Annotated in this window: 17 protein-coding genes; 6 read left to right on the top strand and 11 right to left on the bottom strand. The window is 61.5% G+C overall.

The features are described from left to right. Window positions 1-67 precede the first annotated feature (67 nt). Window positions 68-841, bottom strand: coding sequence for a putative hydro-lyase (locus tag GTP58_RS03575; RefSeq protein ID WP_161076285.1), 774 nt, complete (start codon window positions 839-841; stop codon window positions 68-70). Between the two features lie 150 nt (window positions 842-991). Here GTP58_RS03575 and GTP58_RS03570 point away from each other — a divergent pair, with 150 nt between their 5' ends. Then, window positions 992-1,927, top strand: coding sequence for a LysR family transcriptional regulator (locus GTP58_RS03570; RefSeq protein WP_072780395.1), 936 nt, complete (start codon window positions 992-994; stop codon window positions 1,925-1,927). An 85-nt stretch (window positions 1,928-2,012) separates the two neighbouring features. Beyond that, window positions 2,013-2,339, top strand: coding sequence for a hypothetical protein (locus GTP58_RS03565; RefSeq protein ID WP_139260312.1), 327 nt, complete (start codon window positions 2,013-2,015; stop codon window positions 2,337-2,339). A gap of 3 nt (window positions 2,340-2,342) precedes the next feature. Here the strand turns inward: GTP58_RS03565 and GTP58_RS03560 are convergent, their stop codons facing one another. Then, complete coding sequence (locus GTP58_RS03560; RefSeq protein ID WP_161076284.1) at window positions 2,343-4,334, bottom strand: pyridoxamine 5'-phosphate oxidase family protein; 1,992 nt, start codon at window positions 4,332-4,334, stop codon at window positions 2,343-2,345. A 2-nt stretch (window positions 4,335-4,336) separates the two neighbouring features. Then, window positions 4,337-4,960: a glutathione S-transferase family protein gene (locus tag GTP58_RS03555; RefSeq protein WP_161076283.1), complete on the bottom strand. Its 624-nt coding sequence runs from the start codon at window positions 4,958-4,960 to the stop codon at window positions 4,337-4,339. A 108-nt stretch (window positions 4,961-5,068) separates the two neighbouring features. On the opposite strand from GTP58_RS03555, the gene GTP58_RS03550 reads away from it, so the two are divergent. Continuing rightward, complete coding sequence (locus tag GTP58_RS03550; RefSeq protein ID WP_161076282.1) at window positions 5,069-5,974, top strand: LysR family transcriptional regulator; 906 nt, start codon at window positions 5,069-5,071, stop codon at window positions 5,972-5,974. Here GTP58_RS03550 and GTP58_RS03545 read toward each other — a convergent pair. Continuing rightward, on the bottom strand, window positions 5,971-6,873 hold the full coding sequence (locus GTP58_RS03545) for a DMT family transporter (protein WP_161076281.1): 903 nt from the start codon (window positions 6,871-6,873) through the stop codon (window positions 5,971-5,973). The genes GTP58_RS03550 and GTP58_RS03545 overlap by 4 nt on opposite strands. Window positions 6,874-7,000: 127 nt before the next feature. Here GTP58_RS03545 and GTP58_RS03540 point away from each other — a divergent pair, with 127 nt between their 5' ends. The 3 genes from GTP58_RS03540 to panC are packed head-to-tail and all read left to right on the top strand — an operon-like array spanning window position 7,001 to window position 9,056. Then, window positions 7,001-7,210, top strand: coding sequence for a DUF3460 family protein (locus GTP58_RS03540; protein WP_072780405.1), 210 nt, complete (start codon window positions 7,001-7,003; stop codon window positions 7,208-7,210). 17 nt (window positions 7,211-7,227) lie between these two features. Next, window positions 7,228-8,190 (top strand): ScpA family protein, encoded by a 963-nt coding sequence (locus GTP58_RS03535; RefSeq protein WP_229215408.1) that lies wholly within the window; start codon window positions 7,228-7,230, stop codon window positions 8,188-8,190. Between the two features lie 26 nt (window positions 8,191-8,216). Continuing rightward, window positions 8,217-9,056: a pantoate--beta-alanine ligase gene (gene panC / locus GTP58_RS03530; protein ID WP_072780408.1), complete on the top strand. Its 840-nt coding sequence runs from the start codon at window positions 8,217-8,219 to the stop codon at window positions 9,054-9,056. Here panC and GTP58_RS03525 read toward each other — a convergent pair. The 7 genes from GTP58_RS03525 to GTP58_RS03495 all read right to left on the bottom strand — a co-directional run bounded on the left by GTP58_RS03525 (window position 9,053) and on the right by GTP58_RS03495 (window position 14,497). Further along, window positions 9,053-9,448, bottom strand: coding sequence for a hypothetical protein (locus tag GTP58_RS03525; protein ID WP_161076280.1), 396 nt, complete (start codon window positions 9,446-9,448; stop codon window positions 9,053-9,055). The two genes, panC and GTP58_RS03525, sit on opposite strands and share 4 nt — an antisense overlap. Window positions 9,449-9,511: 63 nt before the next feature. Beyond that, window positions 9,512-10,723: an EAL and HDOD domain-containing protein gene (locus GTP58_RS03520; RefSeq protein ID WP_161076279.1), complete on the bottom strand. Its 1,212-nt coding sequence runs from the start codon at window positions 10,721-10,723 to the stop codon at window positions 9,512-9,514. Window positions 10,724-10,765: 42 nt separating this feature from the next. Continuing rightward, window positions 10,766-11,413 (bottom strand): protein phosphatase CheZ, encoded by a 648-nt coding sequence (cheZ, locus tag GTP58_RS03515; protein WP_072781511.1) that lies wholly within the window; start codon window positions 11,411-11,413, stop codon window positions 10,766-10,768. 2 nt (window positions 11,414-11,415) lie between these two features. Next, window positions 11,416-11,805 (bottom strand): chemotaxis response regulator CheY, encoded by a 390-nt coding sequence (gene cheY / locus GTP58_RS03510; RefSeq protein WP_028104141.1) that lies wholly within the window; start codon window positions 11,803-11,805, stop codon window positions 11,416-11,418. Between the two features lie 123 nt (window positions 11,806-11,928). Next, a complete protein-coding gene (locus GTP58_RS03505) occupies window positions 11,929-13,005 on the bottom strand; it encodes a chemotaxis response regulator protein-glutamate methylesterase (protein ID WP_072780412.1) in 1,077 nt (358 codons plus the stop codon). Between the two features lie 19 nt (window positions 13,006-13,024). Next, a complete protein-coding gene (gene cheD / locus GTP58_RS03500; protein WP_072780414.1) occupies window positions 13,025-13,624 on the bottom strand; it encodes a chemoreceptor glutamine deamidase CheD in 600 nt (199 codons plus the stop codon). A gap of 9 nt (window positions 13,625-13,633) precedes the next feature. After that, window positions 13,634-14,497, bottom strand: a complete 864-nt coding sequence (locus tag GTP58_RS03495) for a CheR family methyltransferase (RefSeq protein ID WP_072780415.1) — start codon at window positions 14,495-14,497, stop codon at window positions 13,634-13,636. Window positions 14,498-14,523 lie beyond the last annotated feature (26 nt).

Raw genomic sequence — 14,523 nt, 5'->3', positions numbered from 1 at the left:
AAGGCGCAGCCGTCCCCGTTCGGGCCAGCAGTGCTGGACCGTTGTGGTACTGCGCGGTTTTTTTAGATTAAAAAGCTGCGAGTGAAGAATTGGGTATGTCGGTTACCAGCATGTAGCCCGGCTGGTGGGTAATCACCAGCGGCAGGCGCGCGTGGCGTATGGCTTCCTGCGGCGTGACGCCGCAAGCCCAGAACACCGGGACTTCGTCAGGCATGATCTCGACTGCATCGCCGTAATCCGGCCGCATAATGTCGGCAATGCCGATCAAACCTGGGTCGCCCAGATGGACCGGCGCGCCGTGGACTGCGGGATAGCGGCTGGTAATTTGAATCGCGCGGATGGCGTCGGCCGCTTTCATCGGCCGCATCGATACCACCATCTCGCCGCCAAACGGCCCGGCAGGCTGGTTGCGGATATTGGTGCGGAACATGGCGACATTGCGGCGCTGCTCGACGTGACGCAGGTGGATGCCCGCTTCCTGCAGCATGTGCTCGAACGAGAACGAGCAGCCAATCGCAAACACCACCATGTCATCGCGCCAGACCTCATGCAGCGTATAGGTTTGTTCTTCCAGCTTGCCTTCGCGGTAGATGTTGTAACCCGGCGTGTCGCTGCGGATGTCGAGGTCCTGGCCCAGACGCGGCAGATGCCATTGGCCCGGCTCCCCCACCGCCAGTAGCGGGCACGCACGCTGGTTGCGTTGGCTGAACAGCAGGAAGTCGTTGGCATGCTGCTGCGGCAGGATCACCAGGTTGGCCTGGGCGTATGGACCGCAATAACCTGCGGTGGGCTGGCGGAAGGCGCCGCTACGGACCTGCTGGCGCAATTCAAGTGGTGTCATGGCTGGCTCGCTCAATCATATTAAAACTGCATGAGACAAGAATAATCTCGAATAACCACACAGGCTATCTAGTTATTGTTGATGTTGTTGTTTAGTTTTTCTTACCACTCTGCGCTATCCTGGTGCATGAGGTTAAGGTATTCTTGTTGCATGAATACCCGCTTTCTGGAGACTTTCGTCATCCTGGCCCAGCTGCGCAGCTTTCGTGCTACCGCGCAGGCACTGCACGCCACGCCCGCTGCCATCTCCCTGCGTATCAAGACGCTGGAGGAAGAGCTGCAAACGGAACTCATCGACCGTAGCAGCAAGGACTTTCGCCTCACCGCCAATGCCGAATACCTGCTGGGCCATGCCAAGGCCGTGGTTGACGCGACACGGCGCCTGCAGGCTGCAGCGCACAAGGACAGTGCAGTACGTGGCCGTTTGCGGGTCGGCGTGATTGAATCGGTGGTGCATAGCTGGCTGGCGCAGTACATCCGCGAACTGAATGCCGTGTATCCGGAGATGGAAGTCGATCTGGCGGTCGATATGAGCAATGTGCTGGAGCGCCGCCTGCGCGCGCGTGAGCTGGACCTGGTGATTCAGGTGGAGGGCGTGGAAAGCAGCGACATCGTTTCCGAAGCGCTGGCGGTCTATCCGCTGCACTGGATCGCCCGCAAAGGCCTGCTCGATCCGCGCAAGGAGGGCTTGAACCAGCGCCTGTTGCAGCTGCCTATCCTCACCTTCGGACGCGGCACGGCGCCGCACCGCATGCTGGAGGAAATCGTCAGCAAGATGGCGAATCTGGCCATGATGCCGCTGGAGCAGACGCGCATCACCTGCTCGCCGTCGGTGGCGGCGATTGTTCAGCTCATGAAAGATGGTTATGGCGTGGCGGCGATCCCCAGCCTGTTTGTCGCGGGTCTGCTCGACAGTGGCGAATTTGTCGAGCTGCCGGTGCAGCCGGAGCCGCCGTCGATTATCGTGTCCATGTGTTTCCACTCCAATGCCGAGATGCTGGTGCATGCGGCCGCCAACGCCGCGCGCCAGTCGTGCGCCAGCTATTGCGCGCAGGTCGATCCGCGCTACATCAAGTCACTGGGTTGACGTCCGACCGCCACGCAAGGCGTGCTCCTACGCGGCGCATGGACCGGTCATGAAAAAATGGCCCTACTTTAACCAGGAGACAGCCATGAATATCAAAGCCATTGCATGTATCGCAACGCTATGCCTGAGCAGCGCCGCCATCGCGCAGACGCAACCTTCCGGCACCAGCAATACCGGCACGCCAACCAAGGGCCAGAGCATGGCTAACAGCGGCGAGCAAAACGCCACCACCATGCAGAACAACAGCAATATGCAGAACACCGCGCCGGCCAAGAACGCAAAACACTCGAAGATGAAGAAAAGTGACCGCACCAAGATGGACTGCAACCAGGCCCATACCGATGGCAACTCGACCACGCCAGCCGACACGGTCCGCGCGGACTGCGATAACACCACCAAAACGCAGCGTTAAGCCTTACAGCGCCAGCACAATCTCGCTGGCGCCTGCACGCGGGGCGGTAGAACACAGCAGTACCTGCCCTGCTGCCGGCTGGGAGCCGCAGGTGCGGGTGTAAGCGACATCGCCCGCTTCCAGCCCTACCGCGCACGAGCCGCACAAGCCTGAGCGGCAACCCGAAGGCGCGGCGACGCCATTGGCTTCGGCCAGTTCCAGCAGGCTGCCGTGCGAGCCATCCCATGTGGCCTCAATGCCCGAACGGACGAAGCGCACCGGCACCGGCCCGGTCGCCGTTGACACGGCCGGCGCATTGGCTGCACCGCTGCGGCGTACACTGGCCGGACCGAATGCTTCAAAGCGGATGCGCTCATCGGCGACATTCAGCTGGCGCAGTCCCTCGTACATATCCTGCATGAATCCGGCCGGACCGCACAGGTAGAAATCGTAATCATCAAACGGCAGCAGCTCCTTGAGCACCTTGATGTCGATGCGTTTCTGCTGCACGTGCACCGCCAGGTTGTTATGCCCCGCCGCCAGCGTTTGCAGATGCACCGTAAACGGATGCGCAACCTCGCGCGCACCGTGCACGAAATAGATCGGATGCTTGTGCCGCGTGCGGCTGCCGTTGACCAGCAAGCCATTCAACATGGCGATCATGGGAGTGATGCCAATACCGGCCGACAGCATCACCACGGGCCGCTGCGTGCCCTCCTCAAACGTAAAGTCACCGCCAGGTCCCATCAGTTCAATCTGCGCGCCCGGTGCGAGGTGTGCGTGCAGCCATGACGACACCAGGCCCTGGCGCTTGACGCTGATGCGGTAACGACGGCCATCGGGTGCATCGGAAATGGTATAGCTGCGTATCTGCGACGCCGCGCCATCGCCCGCCCAATCGGGCACGCGCAGGGACACGAACTGTCCCGGCACATGGGCCGCAACGCCCAGGCCATCCGCAGGTTCAAAGTAGAAGGAGCGTACGTCGCTGCTTTCCTGAACCACGTCGACGACATTGAACGGCCGCCAGCTGGTGGTCAGGGAGGCCGCAGCCTGCGTGCGATCTGCTTCGCTCCAGTTGCCGGTGCGCGCCAGCTGCATGGCGGGTTGCGGATCGGTCCAGCGGAACGGCAGCGCGCCGACATTGCGCACCACTTCGCGCACATGGAAGCGCAGCAGGCGCTCCGCACCGGCAAAGGCTTGCAGTTGCGGACCGTCCCAGATGATCTCGCCCTCCACGGCCAGATGAAGCATGTCGCCGCGTTCGAAGTCGATGAACAGCAGGCCGGCACGCGGATGCGCCAGCAGATTGCCCATGGTATTGAAGAAGAAGTTGCCGACAAATTCGGGCGCCGTCAACGTGTGCTCGTCGTCCACGCGCACGAAGCCCGGACGGCCACCACGGTGCGATACATCCACGCCGCGCCCACGGCCCGCGTCGGCCGCCAGATTGGCGCTGGCGATGAAGAACGTGTCGGCGCGCGCGATCAATTCGCGGTCCGCCGCCGTCAGCGACGCACTGCGCAATACCTGCACTGCATGCGTCCCCGGCACAACCGGCGTGTGCTGGCGATGCTGGATGTACTGCGGACAGTTGCCGAAGCTCTGCGTGACGGCGATGCGCAGCGCACCATCATGAGCCGCCACGACTTCACCGTTGACGCGGTTGCGACGGCGTGTGGTTGGCGCCAGTCCCAGGCCGCCCACGTGGTCGCCCGCATGCAGCTGCCCGGTGAGCGGATCGCCCGGCAGCATGCCGCCGTTGATGTGCAGCGTGCGCGCGTCTGGCGTCGAGACGAAGCCCGGATCGGCAGCCAGCATGGTCGCCCACGGCTGGCCCGACACATCCAGCGCGCCGAGGAAGAAGAACGGCAGCTCGGCGAAAAACTCGCGGTGTTGGTCCGGCATGTAATCCCGGATGAATGCCGCCGCACCCGCCATCTGTTCACGCACGCCTACGCGCTGCTGAATCTCCAGCTCCTGGGCATGGAATGGGGACACTACGGCGGCAGTCATGATTACACCTCTTCTGGTGCGAGACCGGCCTGGCTGGCCGGCATGGCGACGAAGCCTGGCAGCGCGCGCACGTGGTCCAGCCAGGCGCGGATGTTCGGGTACGGTTTCAGCGACACGCCACCTTCCGGTGCATGCGCGATGTAGCTATAGCCGGCGATATCGGCGATGCTGGCGTGATCGCCCACCAGCCAGCGGCGCCCTTGTAGCTCGCGCTCCATCACGTCGAACAGGTTGACGGCGATGGTCTTGGCAGCTTCATGGTCGCGCGGTGCGCCAAATACGGTCACCAGGCGCGCAGCGGCCGGGCCGTAGGCGACCTTGCCGGCGGCGATGGAGAGCCAGCGCTGCACATTGGCGGCGGCAACCGGATCGCGCGGCAGCCAGCGGCCAGTGTCGTCGTATTTCGACGCCAGGTAGACCAGGATGGCGTTGGAATCGGCCAGCGTGACGTCGCCGTCCTGCAGTACCGGGATTTCGCCAAACGCGTTCATGTCCGTGAACGGTGCTTTTTTGTGTTCGCCATTGCGCAGGTCGACCGTCACATAGTCATGTGGCAGGTTCAGCAGGTTCAGGAACAAATGGGCGCGGTGGGTGTGGCCGGACAGTGGGATGCCATACAGTTTCATGATTACTCCTTGGTAAGTGAACGATGAAGCCAGTATAGGGAGCGCCGGTCGTGCTGATAAGCCGGACAAAACCGGAATCTCTGTCCACTATAAGTGTACAATCGCCGCATGATCGATCTCAGCACCATCAACCTCAACCGCCTGACCACCTTTGTCGCCGTGGTCGAGGCCGGCTCGCTGACCGCTGCCGCCGAGCGGCTGGGGCTCGCCAAATCGATGGTCAGCAAACATATGCAGTTGCTGGAACAGGAAATTGGCGTGGGTCTGCTGGTGCGCTCCACGCGCAAGCTGAGCCTGACCGAAGCCGGCCGCAGCTTTTACGAATCCAGCCGCCAGCTATTGCAGGCGGCCGAGCAGGCCATCGAGCAGGCGCGCAGTGGCCGCGATACGCCGCAAGGCACGCTGCGCGTGGCCTCGCCCATCGACTACGGGATTATTGTGGTGTCGCCCGTGCTGGCGCAGCTGCGCGCGCGCTATCCGGCGCTGAAGATCGACCTGACCTGCCACGACCACATCATCGATCTGATCGCCGAAGGCATCGACGTCACCGTGCGGCTGGGCAAACTGGCGGACTCCGGCCATATGGCCACGCGGATCGACAAGCTGACGCGCTGGCTGGTGGCCAGCCCGGACTTCCTTGCCCGCCACGGCACGCCAGCCACACCGGACGATCTGCCGCAACTGCCTTATGTGTCGCTGTCCGTGCTGGCGCAGCCGAATCAGTTCACGCTGATCGGCAGCGACGGCAGCCAGACGGAAGTACGCATGCAGAACACCGTGTTCTCTTCCAACACGGCCTATGCCACGCGCGCAGCGGCACTGGCAGGCGACGGCGTGCTGCGCGCGACCGTGTTCTCAGTCAGGGAGGATGTGGCGGCAGGACGGCTGGTGCGGGTATTGCCAGAGTGGACGCAGCCGGAAAGCGAGATCCACGCCGTCTATCCCGCCACCTCGCACCTGCCGCAGAAGGTGCGCGTCTTTATCGATGCGCTGAAAGCCGCGACCGGCGGCTAACCCCGGCGCGCGGATACCACGATTCCGCCTACAATCAGCGCAAATGCCGCCGCATGATAGCCATGCGGCGCCTCGCCCAGAAACGCCGACGACAGCAGCGCGGTGAACAGCGGCGTCAGGTTCACAAAGAACGCGCCGACCGATGGCCCAGCCTCGCGCACGCCTGCGCCCCAGCAGCCGAAGGCGACAATCGCCGGGCCGGTGGCGACATACAGCAGCGCCGCAGCCAGCGGCCAGCTCCATTGCACGGCAATCGCGTCCAGCGCCTGCTCACCGAGCGCAAAGCCGCCCGACCAGACCACGCCAAACGCCACCTGCGCCAGCAGGAAACTGGCCCAGTTGGCGCGCACCGCCGCCGGTTCCTTCACGCGCAGCAGCAGCCAGCTGTACAGCGACCAGGCGATCGTCGCCAGTATCATGAACAGATCGCCCGCCACCAGCCGCAACTCCAGCACACGCTGCCATTCGCCGCGCGCCAGCACCAGCAGCACGCCGGCAATCGACAGCACAGCGCCCACCACCTGCTTGCGGCTCACGGGAACGTCAAAGAACAGCCAGCCGGTCAGCATCATCCACACCGGCATGCCGGAGGCGACCAGCGTGACGTTGATCGGCGTCGAGCTTTGCAGCGCCATGTATTGCAGCGCGTTGTACATGCCGATGCCCAGCAGACCCAGCACGGCGTATGTCTTCCAATAGCGCCACAATCCAATTTCGCGCCGGAACACCGGCCCGGCCAGCGGCAGCAGGATGACAAAGGCGATCGACCAGCGTAGAAAATTCAGCAATACCGGCGGCAGCATGTCGTGCACCAGGCGGCCGACGATGGCATTCCCGGCCCACAGCAGCGGCGGCAAGGTCAGCAGGAAGATGGTCCGGGGAGTGAGGCGATGGTTCATTTTTAATATTCATGCAACATTATCCGCAAAAGCATACCCCATCCTTCCGTCCTGCGAGCGATAGAAATAGCGTTGAAGCGCCGGGGCGCGGTAAAATAACCGCTGCTGATCCACCCTCTTAGATAATATGAAACTCTCTAAACAACATTCGATGTACGAATCCGACCACACCCTGTTCATCAAGGCGTTGAAGGAAAAGAATCCAGGCATCGAGGAAGGCCAGCAACAAGGCCGTGCTCTGCTGTGGGATCGTCCACCGGTCTCGCTGGATGAACAACAGCGTCAGCTGGAATCGGCCGTCAAGCAACAAGCTTACGTCTACCAGAACAAAGTTTAAGTACGCGGACGGCAAGGATGTTGCCAGACGAAACGGCTGACCAGCAGCCGCCGGTGCCGGAAGCCGAACACGGCGCACCGGCAGCCGGTGCTGTGGTCGCGACCGACGCGGTGGATGCGGTTGCCGCAGAAGCCGGCGAGGCAGCAAACGACGCCACAGCGCAGGCTGCGGCGGACGAAGCCGCAGCGGTCACCGCCGAAGTCGGCTCCCTTGCCCGCCTGTACGGCGAGCCGCTGCTCAAGCTGCCGACCGACCTCTACATCCCGCCAGACGCGCTGGAAATCTTCCTCGATGCGTTTGAAGGTCCGCTGGACCTGCTGCTCTACCTGATCCGCAAGCAGAACTTCAACATCCTCGACATCCCGATGGCGCAGCTGACGCTGCAATACCTGAAGTATGTCGACCAGATCCGCCTGTCCAATCTGGAGCTGGCGGCCGAGTATCTGCTGATGGCGGCCATGCTGATCGAGATTAAATCGCGCATGCTGCTGCCGCAGCGCCAGGTGGACCTGGATGTGGAAGCCGATGACCCGCGTGCCGAGCTGGTGCGCCGTCTGCTGGAATACGAGCAAATCAAGCTGGCCGCCTACGACCTCAACACGATCCCGCAACTGGACCGCGATTTTGTGCGTACCCAGATCTTCATCGAGCAAAGCCTGGCGCCAAGTTGGCCCGAGGTGGTCGCCAGCGACCTGCAGCAAGCCTGGCTGGACGTGATGAAGCGTGCCAAGCTGACCCAGCATCACAAAATCAGCCGCGAGGAGCTGTCGGTGCGCGAGCACATGACCGGCATCCTGCGACGTCTGCAATCGACCCGCTTCGTGGAGTTTGCCGACCTGTTCGACGTCGCCGGCGGCGTGCCGGTAGTGGTCGTCAATTTTGTCGCGCTGCTGGAGCTGGCCAAAGAAACCCTGATTGAAATTACCCAGGCCGAGCCATTCGCACCTATTTACGTGCGGCTTGCCTACTCACCGGCGTAAGCCGGCAATAAGAATGAGCCTACACCATGAAAATCATCACCTCCATTGAAGAACTACGCGACCAACTGAGCGGTCAGCTGCGTACCGCGTTTGTCCCGACCATGGGCAATCTGCACGAAGGCCACCTGTCGCTGATGCGCCTGGCGCGCAAGCATGGCGACCCGGTGGTAGCCTCGATCTTCGTCAACCGCCTGCAGTTCGGCCCGAACGAAGACTTCGACAAATATCCACGCACCTTCCAGGCTGACGTCGAGAAGCTGGAAAAAGAAGGCGTCTACGTGCTGTTCGCGCCGACCGAGAAGGATCTGTATCCGGAGCCGCAGGAATACCGCGTGCAGCCGCCTGACGGTTTGGGCAATACGCTGGAAGGCGAGTTCCGTCCGGGCTTCTTCAACGGCGTGTGCACGGTGGTGACCAAGCTGTTCTCGTGCGTGCAGCCGCGCGTGGCCGTGTTCGGCAAAAAGGATTACCAGCAGCTCATGATCATCCGTAACATGAGCCGCCAGTTTGCGATGCCGACCGAGATCATTGCTGCCGAGACCTGGCGTGCCGATGACGGCCTGGCGCTGTCGTCGCGCAATATGTATCTGTCGGCAAGCGAGCGCGCGGAAGCGCCAGCGCTGTACCAGACGCTGAATGCCGTCGCCAATGAAGTGCGTTCCGGCCATCTGGATGTGTTCCAGCTTGAGCACAAGGCCATGGACGATCTGGCCCAGCGCGGCTGGAAGCCGGATTACATCTCCATCCGCAAACGCAACGATCTGCAACCACCGAACGCTGGCGATCTGGCGCAAGGCACGCCATTGGTCGTGCTGGCAGCCGCCAAGCTGGGCACAACCCGCCTGATCGACAATCTGGAAATCTAAGGTTTTCGTTCTCCCGCAGGCGCGGCCGGCAATACGGTCGCGCCTTGCGGTGTCAGCTGGATGATGACGGATGGCGTGCTGACGACTGGCACGGGAGCCGCTGGTGGCGCCGCTGGCAGAGGCATCCGCAAAATAAGGTTCAGCGCAATGCTGACCAGCCCGACGGTGAGCGCAATCATCGTCACGAACAGTCCGACAACCCACTTGATCACATCAGCAATGATTTTTGCCGCCATGGCTTCAAGCTTGGCGTCGGCCGCTTTGAAGCGCTCATCCATGGTGGTGCGCAAGGCGTCAAAGCGCTCGTTCATTGTGGTGCGCAAGTCCTCAAGGGAGGTGCGGACATCGCCCACCTTGTTGTCGATATACTCTCTGTCGGAATTCGCGTTCATGCGGCCATGATGCGCCGCGCAATCGGGGACGTCAACGCGCACGCATATCGTGCTTGAGCAAGATCAAGCGGCGACGTTTTGTGCCCAGGCGAGCGCTGAGAGGTGGGCCTGGTTGACTTCCAATGGCGTCAATTTCAGGCTCGCGGCCAGGGAGGCGACCAGGTCGGAGTTCAGTTCGCAGGCCTCGGCCAGCGCCAGGTAAGGCCCATATTTGCCGCTGCGGGTCAGCAGCGCGGCGACCACTTCTTCCGACAGCTGGATATTGGCCAGCACCTCGGCCATCGGGATTCCCAGCAGGCGGTCCAGCAGCGAGAACATACCCGCCACGAACACATTCTCCGCTTCGCTCTTGCCCAGCGCCGATTGTCCCAGTAACTCGGCCAGGCGGCCGCGCACCACGGCGGTTTCCAGCAGCACCGGCGAATAGCCCGACGTGCTGGCCGTGGCCAGCAGCAGGGTCAGCCAGCGGTACAGTGGCGTATAGCCCAGCAGCGTGAGCGCCTGGCGCAGCGACTGCACTTCCCTGCCCGCACCAAAGCCCGCCGAGTTGATGAAACGCAGCAGCTTGTATGACAGCGTCGCATCGCGCTTGAGCACGGCTTCCAGCTGGGCAATGTCGGCATTCTGCCGCACCATCTGCATCAACTGCATGATGATGGTCTGGGCCGGATTGAGCCCCTTGCTATCGGTCGACGGGCGCGGCGTCAGGTGCAGCTTGCCGACGAAGGCATTCAGGCCCAGCGCCGCACAGGCGTCAAAATCAGCCCAGTTGCTGACCGGGCGCGCGATCATGCCTACCGTAGATTGTTTCAAGGCAGCGTAAGTGCGGGCCTGCGCCCCCACATCGGCGCCGGAAAAACGCACTTCCACGTAAGAAGCCATGGTCGGCAAACGCGTGCCGATGCGGGTCAGGTCCGCTTCACGCAGCAGGACACCGACGCCGCCTGCGCGCAAGCCCTGAACCGCCGCCATGGTATCGGGATTGGCCAGCTCGGCAGCGCGGATCGACAGCACCGTGCGCTCCGGCGGCAGTTCGTGCAGCGCATCGGTCGACAGCATGGCGGGGACAGCTTCGAGGAAAAGGATCTTGTCGCGCAGGCGCCAGTCGCCGTCGTCATCGAGCACCTGGCCGGCGACAAAGCCGACCAGCGACTCCAGCGCTTCCAGCGTCGAGGTCGCACCGCCGCTCTGCTGCTGCCAGCTCAGCTCATAGCCGACCACCCGCTGCCTGGGGTCCAGCAAAGGCTCACGAACGAGATAATTAGTCTGGTGCATGGCTGTCGCATGAAAAAGGCCCGCACAAGCGGGCCGTAGGAATCAGAAACCCAGGCTGTCCAGCAAGTCGTCGACCTGCTCCTGGTCAGCCACCACGCCTTCGCGTCCGGCATCGATTTGCGGTCCGTTCAGCAAGCCGTTGTCACTGTCTTTCTTCAATTGTTCAGGCGCAAAATCAATCAGCATCTGTACCAGCTGCTGTTCCAGATTCTGGGCAATCGAGGTGACCCGTTTGATCACCTGGCCCGTCAGATCCTGGAAATCCTGCGCCATCATAATGTCCATCAGATGCGACTTGGTCTGCGAGGAACCGGCAGCGGCGCCATCCAGCGCGGCGACGGTTTGCTGCGCCAGGGCACGCCAGGACTCATCTGCTCCGCCTGCCGCCAACAGGCTGTTCCAGGAAGCACTGAGCTCCCGGGCGTCGCCGCTGATCTGGTCTTGCAAGGGACCGGCGGCGTCGGTGGCGTTTAACACTTTCTGGGCCGCGTCTTCACTCAGACGCGCCACATAATCGAGGCGGTCGCGCGCGTCGGGGATGTCCGACGCGGCTTTTTCAATCAGTTTATCCAGGCCGAGACCGCGTAAGCTTTCATGCAAGGCCCGGGTCATGTGACCGATACGCGACAAAAACTCCTCACTCGGCTCCACCGCTGCTGCTGCGATGGCGCCGCTGTATTGCTCAGACATCATCAAGCTCCGAGTTTCTCGAAGATCTTGTTGAGTTTTTCATCCAGCGTGGCCGCGGTGAATGGCTTCACCACATAGCCGTTTGCGCCAGCCTGGGCTGCCGCAATGATGTTTTCCTTTTTCGCTTCAGCAGTGACCATCAACACTGGCAGTTTGGCCAGCGCCGGATCGGCACGGATGTTTTGCAGCATGGTCAGGCCGTCCATATTCGGCATGTTCCAGTCGGACACGACGAAGTCGAACTGCTCAGCACGCAGCTTGGCCAGCGCCATCACGCCGTCTTCTGCCTCGTCGACATTGGCATAACCCAGTTCTTTTAACAGATTCCGGACGATGCGGCGCATCGTCGAAAAATCGTCAACAACTAAAAATTTCATCTTTGGATCAGCCATGAATTGCTCCGTTGTTTCTCTACGCGGTTGTTAATAGTGCCTACAATTGGCAGCAAGTTGTAGGATAGCATTTTCGTTGCTTTAAGGCGAACAAAGTCGCAGTAAAACGTCACAGTTGCACAATTAAACACGCAATGCGCGCATCCCGTGTTGCGCCAGATAACCCAGCACCATGCCCGGCAATGCCTGCAAGGCGCCCACTTCGTGCGCTGCCCCCACTGCGATCGCTTCACGCGGCATGCCGAATACCACGCAACTCGCCTCGTCCTGAGCAAAATTATACGCCCCGGCGTTGCGCATCTCCAGCATGCCCGCTGCACCATCTTTCCCCATGCCGGTCAGGATAACCCCAACCGCATTCTTACCCGCGCACTGTGCGGCGGAACGGAACAGCACATCGACCGATGGACGATGACGGTTGACCGGCTCGGCCTGGTCGATGCGGGTCATGTAGTTGGCGCCGCTACGGGTCAGGTACAGGTGCGAGTGGCCGGGCGCGATGTAGGCGTGGCCCGGCAGCACACGTTCATTGCCCTGCGCTTCCTGCACCGAGATCTTGCACAGCGAGTCCAGGCGCTTGGCAAACGAGCGCGTGAAGCCTTCCGGCATGTGCTGGGTGATCAGGATGCCCGGGCAGTCGGACGGCATCTGCATCAGGAATTCGCGGATCGCTTCCGTGCCACCAGTGGAGGCGCCGACGATAATCAGTTTTTCCGACGACAACAGCGGGTTGCGCAGCGCCGACAGCGGTGTTGCGGTGTGGCCCTCCGCGCCTGGCTGCGGCAGGCGGCGCGCCTGGATGCGGGCCTTGGAGGCGGCGCGGATCTTGTCGGTAATCAGCTCGGTGTACTCGCGCATGCCGGCCTGGATCGAGATTTTCGGCTTAGTGACGAAATCGACCGCGCCCAACTCCAGCGCGCGCATGGTGATTTCCGAACCGCGTTCGGTCAGCGAGGACACCATCACCACCGGCATCGGCCGCAGGCGCATGAGTTTTTCCAGGAAGTCGAGGCCGTCCATTTTCGGCATCTCGACGTCCAGCGTCAGCACATCGGGATTGGTCTGTTTGATAAGTTCGCGCGCGACCAGCGGGTCAGGCGCCACGCCCACCACTTCCATATCCGGTTGGGAGTTGATGATCTCGCTCATGACGCTGCGGATCAGTGCGGAGTCGTCGCACACCAGGACTTTGATCTTCATATGTACTACCTTTTATTATTTAAAACAGGTCAATCTCACCACCCACCGGCGCCACTTTGAGGCGGCTGGCGTATTCGATTTCGCGTTTGACCAGTGTATCGTTATGGCTTTGCATCAGCTTCTTGACCAGCACCTTGCCGGTGCGCGGGAAGAAGTACACCTTGCGCGGATAAATGTCGTTGAGGTCTTCCGCCACCACGCGGATTTTTTCCACCTTGAGGAAATTCAGCACAAAAGCCGCATTGCGCTCGCCAACGTTGATGGCGGTGAAGCCCTTGAGCACGGCGCCGCCGCCAAACACCTTGGCCTCCATGTTCTCACGCTTGGCGCCCGCCTTGAGCAGATCGTTGATGAGAATTTCCATGGCATAAGTGCCGTAGCGCGCCGAGGCCGAGACCGGGCTGCCGGCATCGCCGCCGCCATCCGGCAGCATGAAGTGGTTCATGCCGCCCAGGCCGGTGGTCCGGTCACGGATGCAGGCGGAAACGCAGGAGCCCAGCACCGTCACAATCAACATGTCCTTGTTGGTGTGGTAGTACTCGCCCGGCAAAATCTTGGCGGCCTGGCAGTCGAACGTCCTGTCGTAATACACGTTCGTGGCAAATTGTTCGAGGTCCATGTTTTATTCTCATGTGCGTTGCGGTGTTTTGCGGGCCGCAGCGTTATCGTCCAATTCGTAGACGGTCTTGCCGCGCAGTTTCAACGACTCCGAGACATACAGGAAGTTCTCCGAATGGCCTGCAAACAGCAAGGCATCCGGTTTCATTAACGGCACAAAGCGCGCCAGGATCTTGCGCTGGGTCGCCTTGTCGAAGTAAATCATGACGTTCCGGCAAAAAATCGCGTCGAACTGGCCGCTGATCGGCCAACCGTCCGCCAGCAGATTCAACTGCTTGAACGTAATCATATTACGCAATTCCGGACGCACGCGCGCCATACCCTCGCGGTCGCCTTTACCTTTCAGGAAGAAGCGGCGCTGGCGTTCCGGCGCCATCTTGTCCAGCCGGTCCATGGTGTAGACGCCGTTGGCAGCGTGGGCCAGCACATTGGTGTCGATGTCGGTGGCGACGATCTGGCAGTTCGGCGTCAGCGTATTGAACGCTTCGCACACCGTCATGGCGATCGAGTACGGTTCTTCACCGGTGGAACTGGCGGAACACCAGATGGTCAGCGGTTCACGCTTGCCCTTGATGTGGTCGGCCAGCAGCGGGAAGTGGTGGGCTTCACGGAAGAAGGAGGTCAGGTTGGTGGTCAGCGCGTTGGTGAACGACTCCCACTCTTCCCCGAGCCGCCCGGCTTCCAGGTCGTCGAGGTATTTGGCAAACGAGTCGATGCCGGTGGCACGCAGGCGCCGTGCCAGGCGGCTGTAGACCATCTCCTGCTTGCTGTCGGCCAGCGAAATGCCGGCGCGCTTGTAAATCAGGCCGCGAACCCGCTCGAAATCGCGGGCGTTGAAGTCAAATTCTTTGACCGTATCTTTTGATTGCGGCATATGTTAAATCCTTTTTGGCTGTGCTA

Source organism: Duganella sp. CY15W, assembly GCF_009857555.1.
GTDB lineage: Bacteria > Pseudomonadota > Gammaproteobacteria > Burkholderiales > Burkholderiaceae_D > Rugamonas > Rugamonas sacchari.
The sequence above is the reverse complement of the archived record's forward strand: the minus strand, read 5'-3'. Positions and strand labels throughout refer to the sequence as shown.